The sequence below is a fragment of the Pseudomonas sp. P116 genome (assembly GCF_020149425.1).
Taxonomy (GTDB): domain Bacteria; phylum Pseudomonadota; class Gammaproteobacteria; order Pseudomonadales; family Pseudomonadaceae; genus Aquipseudomonas; species Aquipseudomonas anatoliensis.
Window position 1 is genome coordinate 88525 of the sequence record NZ_JACVHB010000009.1, and the last position, 18196, is coordinate 106720.

The following is an 18196-nucleotide window of genomic DNA, read 5'->3' on the forward strand; positions in this document are numbered from 1 at the left end:
GTATTTCTAAGGTCTATTTGAATGATCATTTTATACCCTGTGGAGGTTTAAACAGCCTACCTGCGTAGGCTGTCTCGGTGGCTCAGAGCGTTACAGCGACAGGATGTCTAGCACGCTGTACTGGCCGGATCGATCCGCCAGCTCGTGCCAGTTCCAGCTGTGGAAATCTTCACCCTCTTTTGGAAGCACCAGCTTCATGAGGCTGAGGTGTTCGCCCCCCAGCAAACGTTGAGCAGCCCATAGCTTGGCGCCCATTTCCATCAGTGCCTGAGCTTTTTCGTTCCACTGCTCTTCCAGTACCTTTTCAGCCAGCAACAGAGCTGTTCTTTGGATGGCAATGTGTTCCCTTTGCGCCTCGGCAATGTGCTGGTCGACGATGACCAGCTCCTGCTCCAGTGCGTTAATGATTAGGTGCTGGCGACGATTGTGCTCGATGGCAGTCGCAAGGTTTTTCGCAGCCTTCTGCGCGTCTGTATTGGCGTTCTTTTCGCCCTCGGTGTCGCCCCAGGCCACTGCCTGCGCATAAGCGGTGGCGGCATCGGTTTCGGCTTGCCGGGCCTTGGCCATGTCCTCTTCTACTTGCTGCTGAACCTGTACCAAGCGTGTGCTAAGGCTGTCGCGTTTTTCGTTGAGCTCAAGTTCGTCGGCTTTCCAGTTCGCTATCGAATCGGTGTAACCCGCCATCAAGGTTTCATGATTGAGCAGTTGCTCGCGTCGAGTGATCTGAGCATCTAAGATCCATGCATGGTGTTTATTTGAGTCGTAAGGAAGTTTCAGCGTGTTGTACTCAGTGCGGACTTCACGCAGACGATTCGCGTCTAATTCTTCGTCGCCCTCCAGTAATGCTTCCAAAGGTGCCATCTCGGCGTATTGCTCTTCAGCCGCCCTCAGGTATTTATCACGGCGGGTGGTCAGTTGGTCGATCTCATCGATCAACCGTTGCTTCTTCTCGCAGTTAGCGGCTGCGAGAGTGCTATCCGAATTCGGCAGTGAAAGTAAGATGGCCTCGCTGCAACCCAGCTCGCTGGTTAGCAGTGCATGTTGTTCGGTAGAAGCTTGGAATTCGTTCATCTCTCTTGTTCCTTCAAATTGGGGTTGGGTTGAATGACGGCTGGCGAGGCCGGGAATAAGCCGGCGCTACCTCGATCAGCAGAGATGCACTCAGGCAGCCCGAGCCTCGCGGTCATCCGTTCCGGGAATCATCTTCACGATGTAGCAGCGTTGTTGGCCGAGGCCGGGCAAACGAACCAGACTCGATGCTTTGCCGTCGCTGCTCGGTTCCAGCACACCGCGCTGCAGTAGCTCCTTGTTCACTGCCGTGAGGTTCATGCCTCGGAAGATCTCCGAGCGCCACGCCTCAGTCAGCACGTAATAGGTGTTGGTGGTGTGCATGGTGTCGCCCATGCCGTGCTCAAGCGTCTTGCGAAAGCCGAGACGGTCGATGGTGCGCGGACCGTGTTCGTCGATCTTGGCTGCCGCCGATTCCCAGCGGGTAAAGCGGCTTTCGCCGAAGCGCTCGATGACCTGGCGCAGCCGCGCCAAGATCGCATCGCCTTCGAAGTTACCGGCGCCGCCGCGCTCGTTGAGCCAAGCGCTCAAGCAAACGCGAGCGGCAGTGGTGGCGGTTCCGTCCGGCCAGCCGGTGATGCCCATCGCGGTAGCCAGCTCGCCTGCTGCGGCAGCGAGGCCGAAGCGCGCTGCGGCACGGTGTGCCTGTCCACTCGCGGATGCAGGGAGCGACTTGGCAATGAAGCCTTCCAGCGTGCGGCGCAAGATTGCGGCCCAGCCGTGGCGCTTGCCGGGTTCGCACAGCGCGGTCAGAAAGGCGGTGAGCGGTGTGCCGTAGTAGTTCGCCACCCGCGCCTTGAGTGCATCGGACAGTGCTGCCGCATCTTCGAAACCGTTGAGCGTGTCGAACATGCCAAGGCCTTTGCTGGCATCGGCCGGGACGGCGAGCATGCGCACCTCCATACCGGCTTTTAGTTCCTTGTTGGCTTCGGCCATGTGCTGGGCCAATGTCTTCTCGCCGGTGGAGAGAAAAAGCAGACGCCATTCCTGCACCTGCCGGCCCGCTTGGCCTCGATCATTGGCTCGTGCCTTGCCGGTGCCGTTGCCGAGCATGTACACCGTCTCGCCGATGATGCGGGCATCACACATGCCGATTTCATCGAGCACCAGAAGCCCGTCGGAATGTGCGGCAGCAATTGACTCCAACGCGTTGTCGGTCGAGCGCCACGAGCGCACCAGACGCGGCCCGCCGTAGATCGAGGCGGCGACTTGCAAGTGCGTGGTTTTGCCGCCGGAGCTGTCGCCGTACAGGTGAAAGCCGCCCGATTCATGGCCGAGCATGTGCAGCAGGGGACCGGCGAAGGCCACACCGACGACGAATGCCAAACGATGATTGCCGATGCACAGCGCGCCGATCTGCTGTTGCCATTGTTCGAGCGTGCCCGCTTCGCTGATCGGCGGAAGCTGCGCGCCGGCCTCGTAGAAATGCAGGTGTTCCGCGTGCATGCCGACCTGCTGCTCGGGCAACAGAAAGGCGTTGTCATGCCAGCCCAAACGGGTGACCAGTCGCGCACGTTGAGTACTGTCGAAACCGCCCAGGTAGCTTTGCAAATCGTTGCGTGCGTTGCGTCCCGAGCGGCTGCCGGCCAAACGCAACCCCATGTCCACCAGCGGGCCGAGTACGTCCTTACCGAAGTCGCCGGTCATGGTGCGCGCCGGAATGTTCCAGCGTTTCTTGGTGCCGTCGGGGTCGTCGAACTCGACCAGCAAACCCCAGTTGTGGCCCTTCTCGTCACGGGTACGCGCAAGGATTGCCAGCGGCGAACACACTGGGCGTGCTTCACCGTCGTCGCCGGCATAAAACACACCTTCGGGCGTCAGGCGAAAGCCCCCCGGCATCAGGTCATTTTTCGATTTTGCCGGGCGTTTGGCTGCTGCTTTGGGTTTCGGTTCTGGCTCTGGTTCCGGCTTGGGTTCCACTTGGGCAATCACCGGTTTTTCTTCGATCACACCGAACAGTTCGCCGCTGCTTTCCAGTTCGGCGAAGTGGCCGGCGGTCCAGCCTTTGGCGAGCGCATCGGCGGCATCGTCGCCGTCATCCCATTGACCACCGTTGGCGAAGGCGGCGCGGTCGTTCTTCAGCGTCGGCTTGCGTTTGAACACCTCCAGCGCGATGGCTCGGAGCGAGGCGGCGCCGATTTCGCGCAGCTTCTCGGCGACGGCGTGCATACAGGCTTTACCGCTGTCGTCGTTGTCCGGCCACAACACCACGTCGCGTCCCTTTAGCGACGTCAGGTCAGCTTTGTGCCAGGAGTTGGAGCCGTTCGGCCAGCACGTGGCCACGTAGGTCGGCAACAGCTCGGCGGCGGCATCGGCCGCTTTCTCGCCTTCGCACAAAACCACAGGTGCGTCAGCGCGCTGGGCCAGTTCATCAAGGCGCAGTAGCGGACGCGGATCCGGCAGCCCCTGCCAGCGCCATTGCTTGGTTTGGCTATCGGCGCGCTGACACCATGTCAGGGGCGCAAAGACCTTCTTCGGCTTGCCGTCTTCATCCGGGCCGAGGTCGAAGCGATACAGCGCCATGAGGGGCTGACCCTGCGTATCACGGTAGATCCAGACCTTGGACGGCACACCGTGATCACGGTGCTTGGCCGGGCACATGTTCATGGCCTCGGTCGGGATCGGCTGGATGGCGTTCCACGTCGGCGCCTTCGGCTTACTCGGGGCGGCCTTAACCTTGGCGGCGCCGGGCGCAACGTTCAGCCAGTCCGCCAGTTTGTGGCAGGCTTCGACGTCGGTGCCGCCGTCCACATAGCGTACCAGATCGATCAGGTCGCCACCTTTGTCGCCGGTGGCAAAGTCCGCCCAGGTGCCTTTGCTCAAATTGACCTTGAGCGATCCGGTGCGCTTGTCGCTGCGGGTCGGATTCGGGGCGGTGTACTCCTTGCCGCCGTCGACGCGCTTGCCGTTGGGCAACCAGTGCGACAAGACACGCTCGATGTCTTTCAGCGCGGCGGCTTTCACGTCGGCGAAGCTTGGACGTTTCGCGGTGCTGTTCGGGCGCTGGCTCATGTGTCAGCCCTCGGCAGAAACAGCGCGTCGTTGATATCGTCGATCAGGGCTTTGGCCATCTCGCCCAGGTACAGGGCAGGCCAACTGAAACGCTCGCCGTTGTCACTCATGGCAGCGTCGAAATTGAGTTGATTCGCGTGATGCTGAAGCAACGACACCATCTCCAGTGCGTCTTCGACTGGCACACCGGCATTGACGCGAAACAGCTTCAGGTCAGAGGCGTTGACGCGGGAAAAGGTGGCGTGACCTAGCGTGGTGGAGGTGGTCATAGCGCACCGCCTTTCTGCACCGCAGGCGTTGAGGTGGTATCGCCGTGCATGGCCAGAATTTTGATCAGGCCGAGGGTGCCGCGAACGTCCCAGAGGACGGCGGCGATGACGTGATTGGCAAGGCGCGAGGATTCGTTTTCGAAGTGATCCTCAAGCAACGTCAGCACCGAGTCAGCGCGGTCGATGGCGCAGGTGATGGCGTCGATGGGTATGCCGGCTTCTGCGGTCGGATTCACGCAGAGCAGATCTTCGGGCAGGGCAAAACTCAGGGCGTTGTTCATTGAGCACCGCCTGCGGTTTCGAGTGCGCGGGCTTTGGCCATGTGAGCGTTGTAACGGGAGAGACGTGTAGCGAGGCTGGAGTTGGCGTGTAAAGCGGCGAGAGCCATTGCGCGGTGTGCAGCGGCGCGAATTTTGGACGGATTGATGGCGTGCATGTAGAGCTCCTTTTGCTGAGGAGCTGCCACCGCTTGCGGCCAAGCAAGGAATGGTGACAGCTGTACGCGGGTTGGCCGACCGGGGCAAAAGGGACCCGGCACACCCGAAGGTGTCCCACGCACAGCCGCCATAACACGATACGACGGGCACAAAAAAAGCGCCTGCGTTCGGATGGAGGGCGCTTGTGCGCCTTTTGCGGTTCGGACGGCCAAGTCCGGTCGCTGAATTTGCAGCGACGGTCAGAGAGTAACGTCCGTGTTTCGAAAGTGCAACTGCGCTGATGGCTTGCGGATTTTTCAGGTGCGGCATAAATTGTTCGTGCATGTAGATTGACCTCAACGCCTCCGGATTGCCCCCGGAGGCGTTTTCGTTTCAGGCATGGGCTTCCCAGCGCAGGGAGAGAAGGGGCAAAAATCCGCCGCTGAGCATGGAGCGGGCGTCTTCGTAAGCGTCGACCTGCTGGCCTTCGTCGACGACAACGGCCCCGGTCTTTTCGCAGTGGAGGGAGAGGGCGCACCAAGTGCCGTCGGCCCAGCTGAGCACGCTGACAACGCGACCTTGCCTTGCCTGCTGGCTGCGGTAGCGTTCAAGACGCTGCATGACGCGAGATGAGAAACCGATTCGACGCAACACGGAAAAGGGGTGCATCAAAGCGTTGCTTTCAGTCTTGTGGCTCATGCAGCCACCTGATCACGCGCCTCGATGCGGCTGCGCGCCCACGCTTGAACTTCGGAAAGGACCCATGCGACAGGGGCGCCGCGTGCGTTGCTGTTGCTCAGTTTGACTGGCTGCGGAAAGCCGCAGTCGGTGCGCTGCATCAGTTTGTAGATGGTCGAACGCTTCATCCCCACGATGCCTTCCACTTCTCGCATGCGGATTAAAGTTGAAGCGGCATCAAAAAGTGAGGCGGCGTTGGCGGGAGTCTTGCGGGGAAAATCGGTGACAGAGGTGTTCATAGGTATTGCTCTCGATTGATTTGGACAACGAGAGCAATGGTCTAGAAATTGGTCGGCGGTGAGCAGTTCACTTCCATTTGAAAGGACATTGAAATATCGGTCACACCACAAAATTGCGCTTGAGGATTCCCTCCACGCTTTTGCGGGTTAGCGCTTTTTCGGTTTCCATTGTCACCCACTCAGCGCGCTGTTTGAGTGGTTTGGACACCTCCCGTTCCAGCCAGGCGTGAACCGCCGTGGTCACGTTTCGCCGTGACATTCCGCTAGCCACGTAGTGTCGACCTTGCCTAATGATTGCTGTATCCCGTGCGCCGATTTCTTCGTTCCGTTCCGTTCCGCTGATGATGCCGCCCTTAGTGCGGATAGCGTGCTCGATTGCCCTGTAAGCGATTGGGGTCAGTTCGTCACTGATCAAGCAGGGTAAGGATGTTATGGGCTCCAAAAACAGCACGTACTGGTCCAGTGCCTCAACACGTTCGTTAGGATCGACCTGCCTTTCCACAACCTGACAATAAAGATCCCACGGCCAATCCGTCGGAGGCTCGGCGACATGCGACCAAGCCTCTTGTTCGGTGGAGCGCATCCAGTCAGCTAAGGCGCTAAGCGCTTTTACTGCGCAGGCCATGACGTAGGCGGCATATGTCTCGCGTTCCCATGCGGAATGACACTTGCTGTATTGGCGAACCCAATGCGCGAGACGGTTTTTTTTGTCGGTTGAGGCGTACTGAAAAATAGCCTCCTCATGCATCGTTGTCTGGATGCACATGCTGCTCATGTCACTGCTGATGTCGCCGGTCTGGATGCGAATGCAGCACTGGTTGATCAGCTCGCACACGTCAGTGATCTGTTCATTGCAGAATTCGTGTAGCGGCTGCTCTGAGAGATATTGAATCAAGCCAGCGGTTAACGCCGAGTGCAAGATTGGGTGCGTATCAATCATGCCCATGGTTCTCTCCGTGTAACGCTATATCCCTCGCCCTGAGAGTTGGATGCGTATCCAGCGATATTTGCGCTCTCGCCCAGCTTGAGGAGCTTTGGCCCGCAGCATGCGAGAGGCTTATTCTGACGTTACACAAACGGCGTGCGTTACATCGCATGTTCGGAAGGTTGTGCAAGAGTGTAACGGGATTGAAAGCCAATGAATCCGGGTGTTTGGCCGGCATCGTTACATGAGTAACACTTGTTACACGGATTTTGAAGGTGGTATGGATAAGTGCATTCATACCGCTTTTCCAAATTGTCCCTTGATCACCTTTTCGCTTGCCAACGCATCAAGGTGATCTGCATACCACTGCATCATCTTCACCCGGTGCTCAAGGTATTGAGCCTTGTTGTATACCCCGGATATTCCCTCTTCTTTGTGAGCAAGCTGCGCTTCGACATGCTCTTTTGGCCAGCCATGTTCCCTGAGCAGAGTGCTGGCGGTGTGACGAGTACCATGACCAACCAAGCGACCTTTGTAACCAACCGTCGCGAAGACCTTGTTGATGGTGTTTTCGCTAATCGTTGGATTCTTAGCGCCCACCCCAGGGAACAGCCAGCGACTGCGACCTGTGAGGCAGTGAAGTTCTTCGAGAGCGGAAAGCGCTTGCTTAGGGAGTGGACACACAAAGTCTCTGCGCATCTTCATCTTGGCGGCAGGCGTCGTCCATAACGCTTTATCAAGGTCGAACTCTTTCCATTCAGCTAACCGAACCATGCCCGGTCTAGATGCGGTCCAGATACAGAGCCATGCTGCGGTCCGGGCCGTCAGCCTGCTGGGAGTGTTTTTGAGTGCTTGGAGGAACTCTGACAACTCAGGCTCAAGTAAATGGGGATGTTGCTGAGTCTTCGGAGCTTGGGCTGCAATATCTCGTAGTCGACTGCCCGGATCGTTTTCCGTGAGGCCCAAACCGATGGCTCGCCCGAATATCTGATTGATCCAAGTGCGACACTTTTCAGCCACGTTGTGTGCGTCCCGGGCTTCGATGGATGCTTGGAGCTCCGCGCAGTCGGTACGGGTGATTTCGTCTAGAGGCTTATCTCCCAGTGCCGGGAGTATGTCTTTGTCGAGGTAGGTGCGGATTTTGTTGAGGGTGGAAGGCGCGAGACCCTTTTCCTCTTTTGCCTTCAGCCAGGCATCAGCGGCAGCTCGAAAGGTTCGGGTCTTGGCCGCATCGATAGCAGCTTTCGCGGATCGTTTTTGTTCAAGGGGATCGGCACCGCTACTCACTACTTTGCGTAGATCGGCAGCTTTGTCCCTTGCCAGCGCGCCACTAACTTCCGGGTAACCCCCGAGCCCCATCCAAGCCCAATTGCCCGCCGGACGTTTGTAGCGGAGCTGCCAAGATTTACCACCATCAGGTTTAACCCTGAAGTAGAGGCCGTTTCCGTCCAGCTCCCTGTATTCCTTTGATTCCGGCTCCAATCCCGCAAGTGTCGTGTCAGCGAGAGGGCGGCGCTTGATGTCTGCGCGCTTCATCCTTGTATCCCAAAGTTCGGTATTTTTCTCAGGATACAAGCAGGGATACAGGGATACAACGGATAAGGGGAGACAGGGGGAGACAGACAGGCACAAAAAAACCGGCCAAGTGGCCGGTTTCTCTGGGTCTGAGAGGCTGGTAGAGACTCTCAGATACTGCTATGTGGTGCCCCGAGGGAGACTCGAACTCCCACTCCTTTCGAAAACGGATTTTGAATCCGCCGCGTCTACCAATTCCGCCATCAGGGCTCAATGGCGGCGAAGTATAGAGATGAGATTACCGTTGGTCAATCACGTTTCATGGTCAATTTTCGATATTTCCGCTAGACTTTCGGCCCCTGCTAGACGAACCCCATCATGCGCGTTGCTGACTTTACCTTCGAACTCCCTGATTCGCTGATCGCCCGCCACCCTTTGGCCGAGCGTCGCGGTAGTCGCCTGTTGACCCTTGATGGGGTCAGCGGTGCTCTGGCACACCGTCAATTCACTGATTTGCTTGAGCATTTGCGCTCGGGCGATTTGATGGTGTTCAACAATACCCGGGTGATTCCGGCGCGGCTGTTCGGGCAGAAAGCGTCCGGTGGCAAGCTGGAAATCCTCATCGAACGGGTACTCGATACGCATCGCGTACTGGCGCATGTGCGTTCCAGCAAGTCGCCGAAGCCGGGTTCGAAGATTCTCATCGACGGCGGTGGCGAAGCCGAGATGCTTGCGCGTCACGACGCGTTGTTCGAGTTGGGCTTTGATGAGGAAGTGTTGCCGCTGCTTGATCGCGTCGGGCACATGCCGTTGCCTCCTTATATAGACCGCCCGGATGAAGGCTCGGATCGCGAGCGTTATCAGACGGTGTACGCCGAGCGCCTGGGCGCGGTGGCGGCGCCGACGGCGGGGCTGCATTTCGATGAGTCGCTGATGGAGGCGATTGCCGCCAAAGGCGTCGAGACCACGTTCGTCACGCTGCACGTTGGCGCCGGTACGTTCCAGCCAGTGCGCGTCGAGAAGCTTGAAGATCATCACATGCACACTGAGTGGCTGGAAGTCGGCCAGGACGTGGTCGATGCAGTCGCCGCGTGCCGTGCGCGCGGTGGTCGAGTGATTGCCGTGGGCACCACCAGCGTGCGTTCGCTGGAGAGTGCGGCGCGCGATGGTGTGCTCAAGCCGTTCAGTGGCGACACCGACATCTTTATCTTCCCGGGCCGACCGTTTCATGTGGTCGATGCCTTGGTGACCAATTTCCATTTGCCTGAATCCACGCTGTTGATGCTGGTTTCGGCCTTCGCCGGTTACCCCGAAACCATGGCCGCCTATAAGGCTGCCGTCGAAAACGGTTACCGCTTTTTCAGCTACGGTGATGCGATGTTCATCACCCGAAATCCCGCGCCGACTGCCCCTAGTGAATCGGACCCAGAGGAAACAGTATGAGTCGCACCTGTCGTATGTCGTTCGAGCTGCTTGCCACCGATGGCAAGGCCCGTCGTGGTCGTCTGACCTTCCCGCGTGGCACCGTCGAGACCCCGGCCTTCATGCCGGTTGGTACTTACGGCACGGTCAAGGGCATGTTGCCGCGTGACATCGTCGCCACCGGCGCGGAAATGATCCTGGGCAACACCTTTCACCTGTGGCTGCGTCCTGGCACCCAGGTGATCAAGGAGCACGGCGACCTGCACGATTTCATGCAGTGGAAAGGTCCGATCCTGACCGACTCCGGCGGATTCCAGGTGTTCAGCCTCGGCGCCATGCGCAAGATCAAGGAGGAGGGCGTGACCTTCGCCTCTCCGGTCGACGGCGCCAAAGTGTTCATGGGCCCGGAAGAGTCGATGCAGGTTCAGCGCGATCTCGGTTCCGACGTCGTGATGATTTTCGACGAATGCACGCCGTACCCGGCTGACGAAGACGTCGCCCGTGTGTCGATGGAGCTGTCGTTGCGCTGGGCTCAGCGTTCGAAGATTGCTCACGGCGAGAATACCGCTGCACTGTTCGGCATCGTTCAGGGCGGCATGCACCCGGATCTGCGCATGCGCTCGCTCGACGGCCTTTGCGAGATCGGCTTTGATGGCCTGGCCATTGGCGGTCTGTCGGTGGGCGAGCCGAAGCACGAGATGATCAAGGTGCTCGATTATCTACCGGGCATGATGCCGGCTGACAAACCTCGTTACCTTATGGGCGTTGGCAAACCGGAAGATCTGGTTGAGGGTGTGCGCCGCGGTGTGGACATGTTCGATTGCGTGATGCCAACCCGTAATGCCCGCAACGGGCATCTGTTCATTGATACAGGCGTGCTGAAGATCCGTAACGCGTTCCATCGCCATGATGAATCGCCACTGGATCCGACCTGCGATTGCTATACCTGCCAGAACTTCTCTCGCGCTTATCTGCATCACCTGGACAAGTGCGGCGAAATGCTGGGAAGCATGCTCAATACCATCCATAACTTGCGCCATTATCAGGTGCTGATGGCTGGTTTGCGCGAGGCTATTCAACAGGGTACATTGGCCGCCTTTGTCGATGCCTTCTACGCCAAACGCGGGCTCCCCGTTCCGCCTTTGGACTGAGTTTTCTGACCCCAAGATTCAACATTTGCAACTGGAGTGCTAAATGAGCTTTTTTATCTCTAACGCCATGGCTGACGCTGCTGCACCGGCTGCTGCAGGCCCAATGGGCGGCGGCTTCGAGTGGATTTTCCTGGTCGGCTTCCTGGTCATCTTCTACCTGATGATCTGGCGCCCACAGGCCAAGCGCGCCAAAGAGCAGAAGAACCTGCTGAGCAGCCTGCAGAAGGGCGACGAAGTGGTCACCACCGGCGGCATCGCCGGCAAGATCACCAAAGTGGCTGATGACTTCGTGGTTCTGGAAGTTTCCGACACTGTGGAAATGAAGTTCCAGAAAGGCGCCATCGCCGCCACGCTGCCAAAAGGCACGCTGAAAGCGATCTAAGGTTCCAACTTCTACTCAATCGACGGGGCGCGCAAGGCGCCCCGCGTTCATAACGGGCGGCGTGATGCTGAACAAATACCCTCTGTGGAAATACATTCTGATCCTGGCGGTGCTGGCGGTCGGTCTGATTTATTCCGCTCCCAATCTATATCCTGATGACCCGGCCATTCAGGTCAGCGGCGCCAGCACGGCACTGCAGGTCAATCAGGCCGATCTGGATCGCGTAAGCACCGCGCTGAAAGAATCCGGGATCAACGTCAAGGCTGCCACGCTGGCGGCGAACGGCAAGGGCGGTCTGATCCGTCTGACCAAGGCTGAAGATCAGCTGCCGGCCAAAGACGTTGTGCGCAAGGCATTGGGTGATGACTACGTCGTCGCGCTGAACCTGGCACAGACCACTCCGCAATGGCTGCGCAACCTGGGCGCGCACCCGATGAAGCTGGGTCTGGACTTGTCCGGTGGTGTGCACTTCCTGCTGGAAGTGGACATGGATAAAGCCCTCGATGCACGCCTGAAAGTCTACGAAGGCGACGTCAAGAGCCTGCTGCGTAAAGAGAAGCTGCGTTATCGCAGTCTGCCGCAGCTCAATGGTGCCATTCAGCTGGGCTTCAGCGATGAAGATTCCCGCGAACAGGCCCGTGCGCTGATCCGCAAGAACTTCAACGATTTCGACATTGTTCCGGCCGACCTCAACGGTCAACCGGTGCTGCGTCTGGCGATGACCCCGGCCAAGCTGGCGGAAATCCGTGAATACTCCATCAAGCAGAACTTGACCACGGTACGTAACCGCGTCAACGAGCTGGGTGTTGCCGAACCGATCGTCCAGCGTCAGGGCGCCAACCGCATAGTGGTTGAGCTGCCGGGCGTGCAGGACACTGCCGAAGCCAAGCGTATTCTCGGCAAGACGGCCAACCTTGAGTTCCGTCTGGCTGCAGAGCCTGGCGCTTCGAAAGCCACTTCCGAAACTTTCGAGTTCCGTGAAGGCAATCGTCCTTCGGCGCAGATCGAGCGCGGCCTGATCATCACGGGTGACCAGGTAACCGACGCCAAGGCCGGTTTCGGCGAGCACGGCACACCTGAAGTGAACATCCGTCTGGATGGTCATGGTGGCGAGCTGATGAGTCGTGCGACCCGCAGCAACGTCGGTCGCAGCATGGCTGTGATCTTCATTGAGCAGCGTCCGGTCACCACTTACACCAAGCAAATGGTGAATGGCGTCGAAAAAGACGTCGCGGTGCAGACGTTCAAGGAAGAGAAGAAGATCATCAGCCTGGCGACCATTCAGTCGCCGCTGGGTGCTCAGTTCCGTATCACTGGCCTGAACGGTCAGGGTGAGTCGTCCGAGCTGGCGCTGCTGCTGCGTGCCGGTGGTCTGGCGGCTCCGATGTACTTCGCTGAAGAGCGCACAATCGGCCCGAGCCTGGGTGCTGACAACATCACCAAGGGTATCGATGCGTCGTTGTGGGGCATGCTGTTCGTGTCGCTGTTCATCATCGCGATCTATCGCTTCTTCGGCGTCATCGCCACTGTTGCTCTCTCGGTGAACATGGTGTTGCTGCTGGCGCTGATGTCGCTGCTGGGTGCAACGCTGACCCTGCCGGGTATCGCCGGTATCGTTTTGACCATGGGTATGGCGGTCGACGCCAACGTGCTGATCTTCTCGCGGATCCGTGAAGAGATCGCCGCGGGCATGACCGTGCAGCGTGCAATCAACGAAGGCTTCGGCCGGGCATTTACCGCGATTCTCGATGCCAACCTGACCACTCTGTTGGTCGGCGGGATTCTCTTTGCGATGGGCACAGGCCCGGTCAAAGGTTTCGCAGTGACCATGTCCCTCGGGATCTTTACCTCGATGTTCACGGCCATCATGGTGACCCGCGCAATGGTCAACCTGATCTTTGGCGGACGTGACTTCAAGAAGTTGTGGATTTAAGGGGCTGCCATGTTACGTACAATCAACTTCATGGGCGTTCGCAACTTCGCGTTCGGCGTCACAGTATTCCTCACCCTGCTGGCTCTGTTCAGTGTCGCTACCAAGGGCATGAACTGGGGTCTGGACTTCACCGGCGGTACGCTCATCGAGCTGACCTACGAGCGTCCGGCCGATGTCACCAAGGTGCGCGAGCAACTGGTGAGTTCGGGTTACCACGAAGCCATCGTGCAGAGCTTTGGTGCGACGACCGATCTGCTGGTGCGGATGCCGGGTGAAGACCCGCAGCTGGGCCATCAGGTCGCGGAAGCGCTGCTGAAGGTTGGCGGCGACAACCCGGCGATGGTCAAGCGTGTCGAGTTCGTCGGCCCGCAGGTCGGTGAAGAGCTGCGCGACCAGGGCGGCCTCGGCATGCTGCTGGCGCTCGGCGGCATCCTGATCTACCTGGCTTTCCGCTTTCAGTGGAAATTCGCAGTCGGCGCTATCGTTTCGCTGATCCACGACGTGATCGTGACCATCGGTATCCTGTCGTTCTTCCAGATCACTTTCGATCTGACGGTACTGGCAGCGGTGCTGGCGATCATCGGTTACTCGCTGAACGACACCATTGTGGTATTCGACCGGGTTCGTGAGAACTTCCGAGTGCTGCGCAAGGCAACGCTGATCGAGAACATCAACATCTCGACCACCCAGACCCTGTTGCGCACCATGGCGACGTCGATTTCGACCTTGCTGGCGATCGCGGCACTGCTGTTCTTTGGTGGCGATAACCTGTTCGGCTTCTCGATTGCCCTGTTCATCGGTGTTCTGGCGGGTACGTACTCGTCGATCTACATCGCTAACGTGGTGCTGATCTGGCTGAACCTGACAACCGAAGACCTGATTCCACCGGCTAACACCGAGAAGGAAATCGACGACCGTCCATAACGGCCATCGTTTTCCCAGTTGTCAGCCAAAAAAGGCGCGAGTTGAACTCGCGCCTTTTTTTATGCTCCAAGGCTGGGAGAAGCGCGGGCCCGTCCCGCATGTGATGGTCAGGAGGTTCATGTGAACAAGTCGTTGCTGGTTGGTGCGGTATTGGGTGCTGTCGGTGTGACTGCCGGGGGTGCTGTTGCCACCTACAGCCTGGTTAAAAGCGGCCCTGAGTATGCGCAAGTATTAGCCGTTGAACCGGTCAAAACACAGATCAAGACGCCACGTGAAGTGTGCAAGGATGTAGCAGTGACCCGGCAGGCGCCGGTCAAGGATCAACACCAGATTCTCGGTACCGCCATCGGTGCCGTAGCGGGTGGTTTGCTGGGTAACCAGATCGGCGGCGGCAACGGCAAGAAGATTGCCACGGTCGCCGGCGCGGTCGGTGGCGGTTATGCCGGTAACAAGGTTCAGGAAGGCATGCAGGGTCGTGACACCTACACCACGACACAGACTCGCTGTAACACCGTAAACGACATCAGTGACAAGGTTGTCGGTTACGACGTTCGTTACTCGCTGGATGGCAAGGAAGGTAAAGTGCGCATGGATCGTGATCCGGGCAACCAGATTCCGGTCGACAAGGAAGGCAAGCTGGTCCTGTCGCAGAATGAGCCGGCTCAGTGATTGGCTGAGCGTTTGAAAAGAAGCACCCTTCGGGGTGCTTTTTTGTGCCCGTATTCTTGCCAGTCGACTGATCCGTCGGTGATCACCTGATACCCAATGTAGGAGCTGCCGAAGGCTGCGATCTTTTGATCCAGAAGCAAAAGATCGCAGCCTTCGGCAGCTCCTACAGGGGAATGTTGAATTTCAGGCATAAAAAAAGCACCCCGAAGGGTGCTTTTTCGTTTCGCCGGAAGCTTAGCGCTTCAGCGAAGCTGGCAGGTGCGGCTGGATCGCCGTCAGCACTGCCTTGAAGCATTTGGTGTTGCCGGCAACGATGTGACCTTTTTCAAGGAAGTCGTGACCACCGGTGAAGTCGCTCACCAGGCCGCCAGCTTCTTGAATCAGCAGGGCGCCTGCAGCCATGTCCCACTCGGACAGGCCCGACTCCCAGAACGCGTCGAAACGACCGGCAGCCACATAAGCCAGGTCCAGGCTCGCCGAACCGGCGCGGCGGATGCCGGCAGTCTGGCCAACCAGAGCGCGGAACATGCCCAGGTAGTTTTCGAGGTTGTCCATCTGGTCGTCACGGAACGGGAAGCCAGTGCCCAGCAGGGCGCCTTCGAGGCTGGTGCGACCGCTGACGCGCAGGCGGCGACCGTTCAGTTGAGCGCCGCGACCACGGCTGGCGGTGAATTCTTCCTGGCGAACCGGGTCCAGAACAACAGCGTGTTCCAGGCGACCGCGGTATTTGCAGGCGATGCTGACAGCGAAGTGAGGAATGCCGCGCAGGAAGTTGGTGGTGCCGTCCAGCGGATCAATGATCCACAGGTATTCTTCGCCTTCGATACCGGTACCGGCGTGCATGCCGGTCTCTTCGCCACGGATCGAGTGGTTCGGGTAAGCCTTGCGCAGCGCGTCGATGATTTTCTGCTCGGCGGCGCGGTCCACCTCGGATACATAATCCTTGGCGTCTTTTTCGTCGACCTTGATGGTATCCAGGCGCTCGATGGAGCGGAAGATCAGTTCACTGGCGCTGCGGGCGGCGCGCAGCGCGATATTCAGCATGGGCTGCATGGATGTGTCACCTAAGGTTGTTAAAGAAAGCCGCGCATTCTATCAGAACTTTTCTTCAGGTGAAGGTCGCTGTTCGCTTTCATAGCTTAACGGTAGGCTGTTCTGTAAGATTTGCACCCCTTTCCTGTGTCCGAGAGCGCCTCCCTTGCTGCAGAACATTCGTGTCGTCCTGGTCAATACCAGCCACCCCGGCAACATCGGCGGGGCCGCGCGCGCCATGAAAAACATGGGTCTGTCGCGCCTGGTGCTGGTCGAACCGCGCCTGTTTCCGCACCACGAGGCCGATGCTCGCGCCTCTGGTGCCGGTGACATCCTTGAAAACGCGCAAGTCGTCGCCACCCTGGAAGATGCCTTGGTCGGTTGCAATCTGGTGCTCGGCACCAGTGCTCGTGACCGGCGCATTCCCTGGCCGCTGCTGGATCCGCGCGAATGCGGGACCAAAGTGGTCGAGGAGACGGGGCAGGATGCGCAGATCGCACTGGTGTTCGGTCGTGAAGATTCCGGCCTGACCAATGACGAGCTGCAGCGATGTCACTTTCACGTGCATATCCCCTCTGATCCTGAGTTCAGCTCGCTGAATCTCGGAGCGGCGGTGCAGGTTTTGAGCTATGAAGTGCGCATGGCCTGGCTGGCCTCACAAGGTCAGCCGAGCAAGATCGAGAAAGAAGAAGTGGCCTCGGTGAAAAGTGCCGAGCTGGCAACCATGGATGAGCTTGAGCGATTCTATGAGCATCTGGAGCAGACGCTGGTCGCCATCGAATTCCTCGATCCGGAAAAACCGCGGCACTTGATGGCGCGCCTGCGCCGGTTGTACGGACGCAGCTCGGTCAGCCGGGCGGAAATGAATATATTGCGTGGCATCCTCACGGAAACCCAGAAAGCGGCCCGTGGTGAGCTTCTAAAGCGGAAGGACTGAATGATGTTTGAGCGTTTGCGTGAAGATATCCAGAGCGTATTCCATCGAGACCCGGCGGCGCGTAACGCTTTTGAAGTCCTGACCTGCTACCCCGGCATGCACGCTATCTGGATCCATCGATTGGCGGGCATGCTCTGGCGCAATGAGCTGAAATGGCTGGCGCGGCTGGTGTCGAACTTCGGTCGCTGGTTGACCGGAATCGAAATTCACCCGGGGGCCAAGGTCGGTCGGCGTTTTTTCATCGATCACGGTATGGGCATTGTCATCGGTGAAACCGCCGAGATTGGCGATGACGTGACCATTTATCAGGGTGTGACCCTGGGTGGCACGAGCTGGAACAAGGGCAAGCGTCACCCGACACTGGGCGACGGCGTTGTCGTGGGCGCTGGTGCCAAGGTGCTCGGGCCGTTCACGGTCGGTGCCGGTGCCAAGGTTGGCTCCAACGCGGTGGTGACTAAAGAAGTGCCGCCGGGTGCCACTGTCGTGGGCATTCCGGGTCGAATCATCGTCAAATCCGATGAGGAGCAGGACGCCAAGCGCAAGGCCATGGCCGAGAAGATCGGTTTCGATGCCTATGGCGTCAGCGAAGACATGCCCGACCCAGTGGCGCGTGCCATCGGTCAGTTGCTCGATCACCTGCAAGCGGTAGACGGGCGGTTGGAGGGGATGTGCGGCGCGCTGAAGGATCTGGGCAGTAATTACTGTGCGAAAGATCTGCCTGAGCTGCGCGAAGAAGACTTCGCCTGCGTGAAGGATAAAGACGAATCCAAAGCCGTATAACGCCCCTGTACGAGCTGCCGAAGGCTGCGATCTTTTGATCTTGCTTGTTCATAAAATCAAAAGATCGAAGCCTCCGACATTTCCTGCAAAGGCCTACGCCAGCCGGTGTGCCATTAAGCCGCAGACCCTGATATCATTCGCGCGCTCTTTTGCGGGTAAACCCGACTAAAGCACTAGGTCTTATAGTTGACTTAAATGCTCGGGAATTGCATACTCCCGCCCATTCTGAACTCCGTGGTAATTGTCCATGCGACTGACTACAAAAGGCCGATACGCCGTGACTGCCATGCTTGACCTGGCGTTGCATGCGCAGCACGGGCCGGTGTCCCTGGCCGATATCTCCGAGCGCCAAGGCATTTCCCTGTCCTATCTCGAACAGCTTTTTGCCAAGCTGCGCCGCAGTAACCTGGTTTCCAGTGTTCGCGGTCCGGGTGGTGGCTACCAGTTGTCCCGCGACATGCAGGGCATTCAGGTGGCTCAGGTGATCGACGCAGTGAACGAGTCGGTCGATGCCACCAAGTGCGGGGGGCAGGGTGATTGCCATTCCGGCGATACCTGCCTGACCCATCACCTGTGGTGCGACCTGAGCCTGCAGATTCACGAATTTCTAAGTGGTATCAGCTTGGCTGATCTTGTGACTCGCCGTGAGGTACAAGAAGTAGCCCAGCGTCAGGACCAGCGCCGTTGCAACAGCAAGGCGCCACGCCTGGACAAGATTGAAGCGTCCGCCGTCGAATGACAGCCGTAGAGCCAGCGGCACGCCAGCCCTGATTTAGGAGATAGT

General features: G+C 58.6%; 20 protein-coding genes and 1 tRNA gene. 9 read left to right on the forward strand and 12 right to left on the reverse strand.

Features of this window, described 5'->3' with window-relative positions; genetic code table 11:
- Positions 1–90 precede the first annotated feature (90 nt).
- The 10 genes from ICA15_RS25565 to ICA15_RS25610 form a co-directional block, all read right to left on the reverse strand.
- A complete protein-coding gene (locus ICA15_RS25565; protein ID WP_411959668.1) occupies positions 91–933 on the reverse strand; it encodes a chromosome segregation protein SMC in 843 nt (280 codons plus the stop codon).
- 228 nt (positions 934–1161) lie between these two features.
- Positions 1162–4080, reverse strand: a complete 2919-nt coding sequence (locus ICA15_RS25570; RefSeq protein WP_210554972.1) for a DUF927 domain-containing protein — start codon at positions 4078–4080, stop codon at positions 1162–1164.
- Positions 4077–4349, reverse strand: coding sequence for a DUF3077 domain-containing protein (locus tag ICA15_RS25575; protein WP_085610930.1), 273 nt, complete (start codon positions 4347–4349; stop codon positions 4077–4079). Before ICA15_RS25575 ends, ICA15_RS25570 begins: the two co-directional genes overlap by 4 nt.
- Positions 4346–4630 carry a hypothetical protein gene (locus ICA15_RS25580; protein WP_210554973.1) on the reverse strand — a complete coding sequence of 95 codons (285 nt, stop codon included), beginning with the start codon at positions 4628–4630 and terminating at the stop codon, positions 4346–4348. The genes ICA15_RS25575 and ICA15_RS25580 overlap by 4 nt, the downstream gene beginning before the upstream one ends.
- Positions 4627–4785 (reverse strand): hypothetical protein, encoded by a 159-nt coding sequence (locus ICA15_RS25585; RefSeq protein WP_165368377.1) that lies wholly within the window; start codon positions 4783–4785, stop codon positions 4627–4629. Before ICA15_RS25585 ends, ICA15_RS25580 begins: the two co-directional genes overlap by 4 nt.
- Before the next feature lie 373 nt (positions 4786–5158).
- On the reverse strand, positions 5159–5464 hold the full coding sequence (locus tag ICA15_RS25590; RefSeq protein ID WP_210554974.1) for a hypothetical protein: 306 nt from the start codon (positions 5462–5464) through the stop codon (positions 5159–5161).
- The gene (locus ICA15_RS25595) at positions 5461–5742 is read right to left on the reverse strand and encodes a helix-turn-helix transcriptional regulator (RefSeq protein WP_085641060.1); all 282 of its coding nucleotides are present in this window, start codon (positions 5740–5742) and stop codon (positions 5461–5463) included. The genes ICA15_RS25590 and ICA15_RS25595 overlap by 4 nt, the downstream gene beginning before the upstream one ends.
- A 100-nt stretch (positions 5743–5842) precedes the next feature.
- A complete protein-coding gene (locus ICA15_RS25600) occupies positions 5843–6688 on the reverse strand; it encodes a hypothetical protein (protein WP_411959667.1) in 846 nt (281 codons plus the stop codon).
- A gap of 273 nt (positions 6689–6961) precedes the next feature.
- The gene (locus tag ICA15_RS25605; protein ID WP_210554975.1) at positions 6962–8203 is read right to left on the reverse strand and encodes a tyrosine-type recombinase/integrase; all 1242 of its coding nucleotides are present in this window, start codon (positions 8201–8203) and stop codon (positions 6962–6964) included.
- A gap of 164 nt (positions 8204–8367) precedes the next feature.
- Positions 8368–8452: transfer RNA gene (locus tag ICA15_RS25610), tRNA-Leu, on the reverse strand.
- A 108-nt stretch (positions 8453–8560) separates the two neighbouring features.
- Here ICA15_RS25610 and queA point away from each other — a divergent pair.
- The 6 genes from queA to ICA15_RS25640 all read left to right on the forward strand — a co-directional run bounded on the left by queA (position 8561) and on the right by ICA15_RS25640 (position 14663).
- Complete coding sequence (gene queA / locus ICA15_RS25615) at positions 8561–9625, forward strand: tRNA preQ1(34) S-adenosylmethionine ribosyltransferase-isomerase QueA (RefSeq protein WP_210554976.1); 1065 nt, start codon at positions 8561–8563, stop codon at positions 9623–9625.
- 14 nt (positions 9626–9639) lie between these two features.
- Positions 9640–10755: a tRNA guanosine(34) transglycosylase Tgt gene (gene tgt, locus ICA15_RS25620; RefSeq protein ID WP_191627681.1), complete on the forward strand. Its 1116-nt coding sequence runs from the start codon at positions 9640–9642 to the stop codon at positions 10753–10755.
- Positions 10756–10798: 43 nt separating this feature from the next.
- A complete protein-coding gene (yajC, locus tag ICA15_RS25625; RefSeq protein ID WP_007916913.1) occupies positions 10799–11137 on the forward strand; it encodes a preprotein translocase subunit YajC in 339 nt (112 codons plus the stop codon).
- 64 nt (positions 11138–11201) lie between these two features.
- Positions 11202–13070 (forward strand): protein translocase subunit SecD, encoded by a 1869-nt coding sequence (gene secD / locus ICA15_RS25630; RefSeq protein WP_210554977.1) that lies wholly within the window; start codon positions 11202–11204, stop codon positions 13068–13070.
- Positions 13071–13079: 9 nt separating this feature from the next.
- Positions 13080–13994 (forward strand): protein translocase subunit SecF, encoded by a 915-nt coding sequence (gene secF, locus ICA15_RS25635; protein WP_150604303.1) that lies wholly within the window; start codon positions 13080–13082, stop codon positions 13992–13994.
- Between the two features lie 120 nt (positions 13995–14114).
- Entirely contained in the window at positions 14115–14663 is a 549-nt protein-coding gene (locus ICA15_RS25640) for a glycine zipper 2TM domain-containing protein (protein WP_150592708.1), read from the forward strand.
- Here the strand turns inward: ICA15_RS25640 and ICA15_RS25645 are convergent.
- Together ICA15_RS25645 and suhB are read right to left on the reverse strand one after the other, a co-directional pair.
- Positions 14657–14854, reverse strand: a complete 198-nt coding sequence (locus ICA15_RS25645) for a hypothetical protein (protein WP_210554978.1) — start codon at positions 14852–14854, stop codon at positions 14657–14659. The two genes, ICA15_RS25640 and ICA15_RS25645, sit on opposite strands and share 7 nt — an antisense overlap.
- 43 nt (positions 14855–14897) lie before the next feature.
- Entirely contained in the window at positions 14898–15716 is an 819-nt protein-coding gene (gene suhB, locus ICA15_RS25650; RefSeq protein ID WP_150604302.1) for an inositol-phosphate phosphatase, read from the reverse strand.
- Positions 15717–15861: 145 nt separating this feature from the next.
- On the opposite strand from suhB, the gene trmJ reads away from it, so the two are divergent.
- The 3 genes from trmJ (at position 15862) to iscR (ending at position 18151) form a co-directional block, all read left to right on the forward strand.
- Complete coding sequence (gene trmJ, locus ICA15_RS25655; RefSeq protein ID WP_210554979.1) at positions 15862–16632, forward strand: tRNA (cytosine(32)/uridine(32)-2'-O)-methyltransferase TrmJ; 771 nt, start codon at positions 15862–15864, stop codon at positions 16630–16632.
- 3 nt (positions 16633–16635) lie between these two features.
- Positions 16636–17412 carry a serine O-acetyltransferase gene (gene cysE / locus ICA15_RS25660; protein ID WP_150616280.1) on the forward strand — a complete coding sequence of 259 codons (777 nt, stop codon included), beginning with the start codon at positions 16636–16638 and terminating at the stop codon, positions 17410–17412.
- A 247-nt stretch (positions 17413–17659) separates the two neighbouring features.
- Positions 17660–18151 carry a Fe-S cluster assembly transcriptional regulator IscR gene (iscR, locus tag ICA15_RS25665; RefSeq protein ID WP_150592710.1) on the forward strand — a complete coding sequence of 164 codons (492 nt, stop codon included), beginning with the start codon at positions 17660–17662 and terminating at the stop codon, positions 18149–18151.
- The last annotated feature ends 45 nt before the right edge of the window (positions 18152–18196 follow it).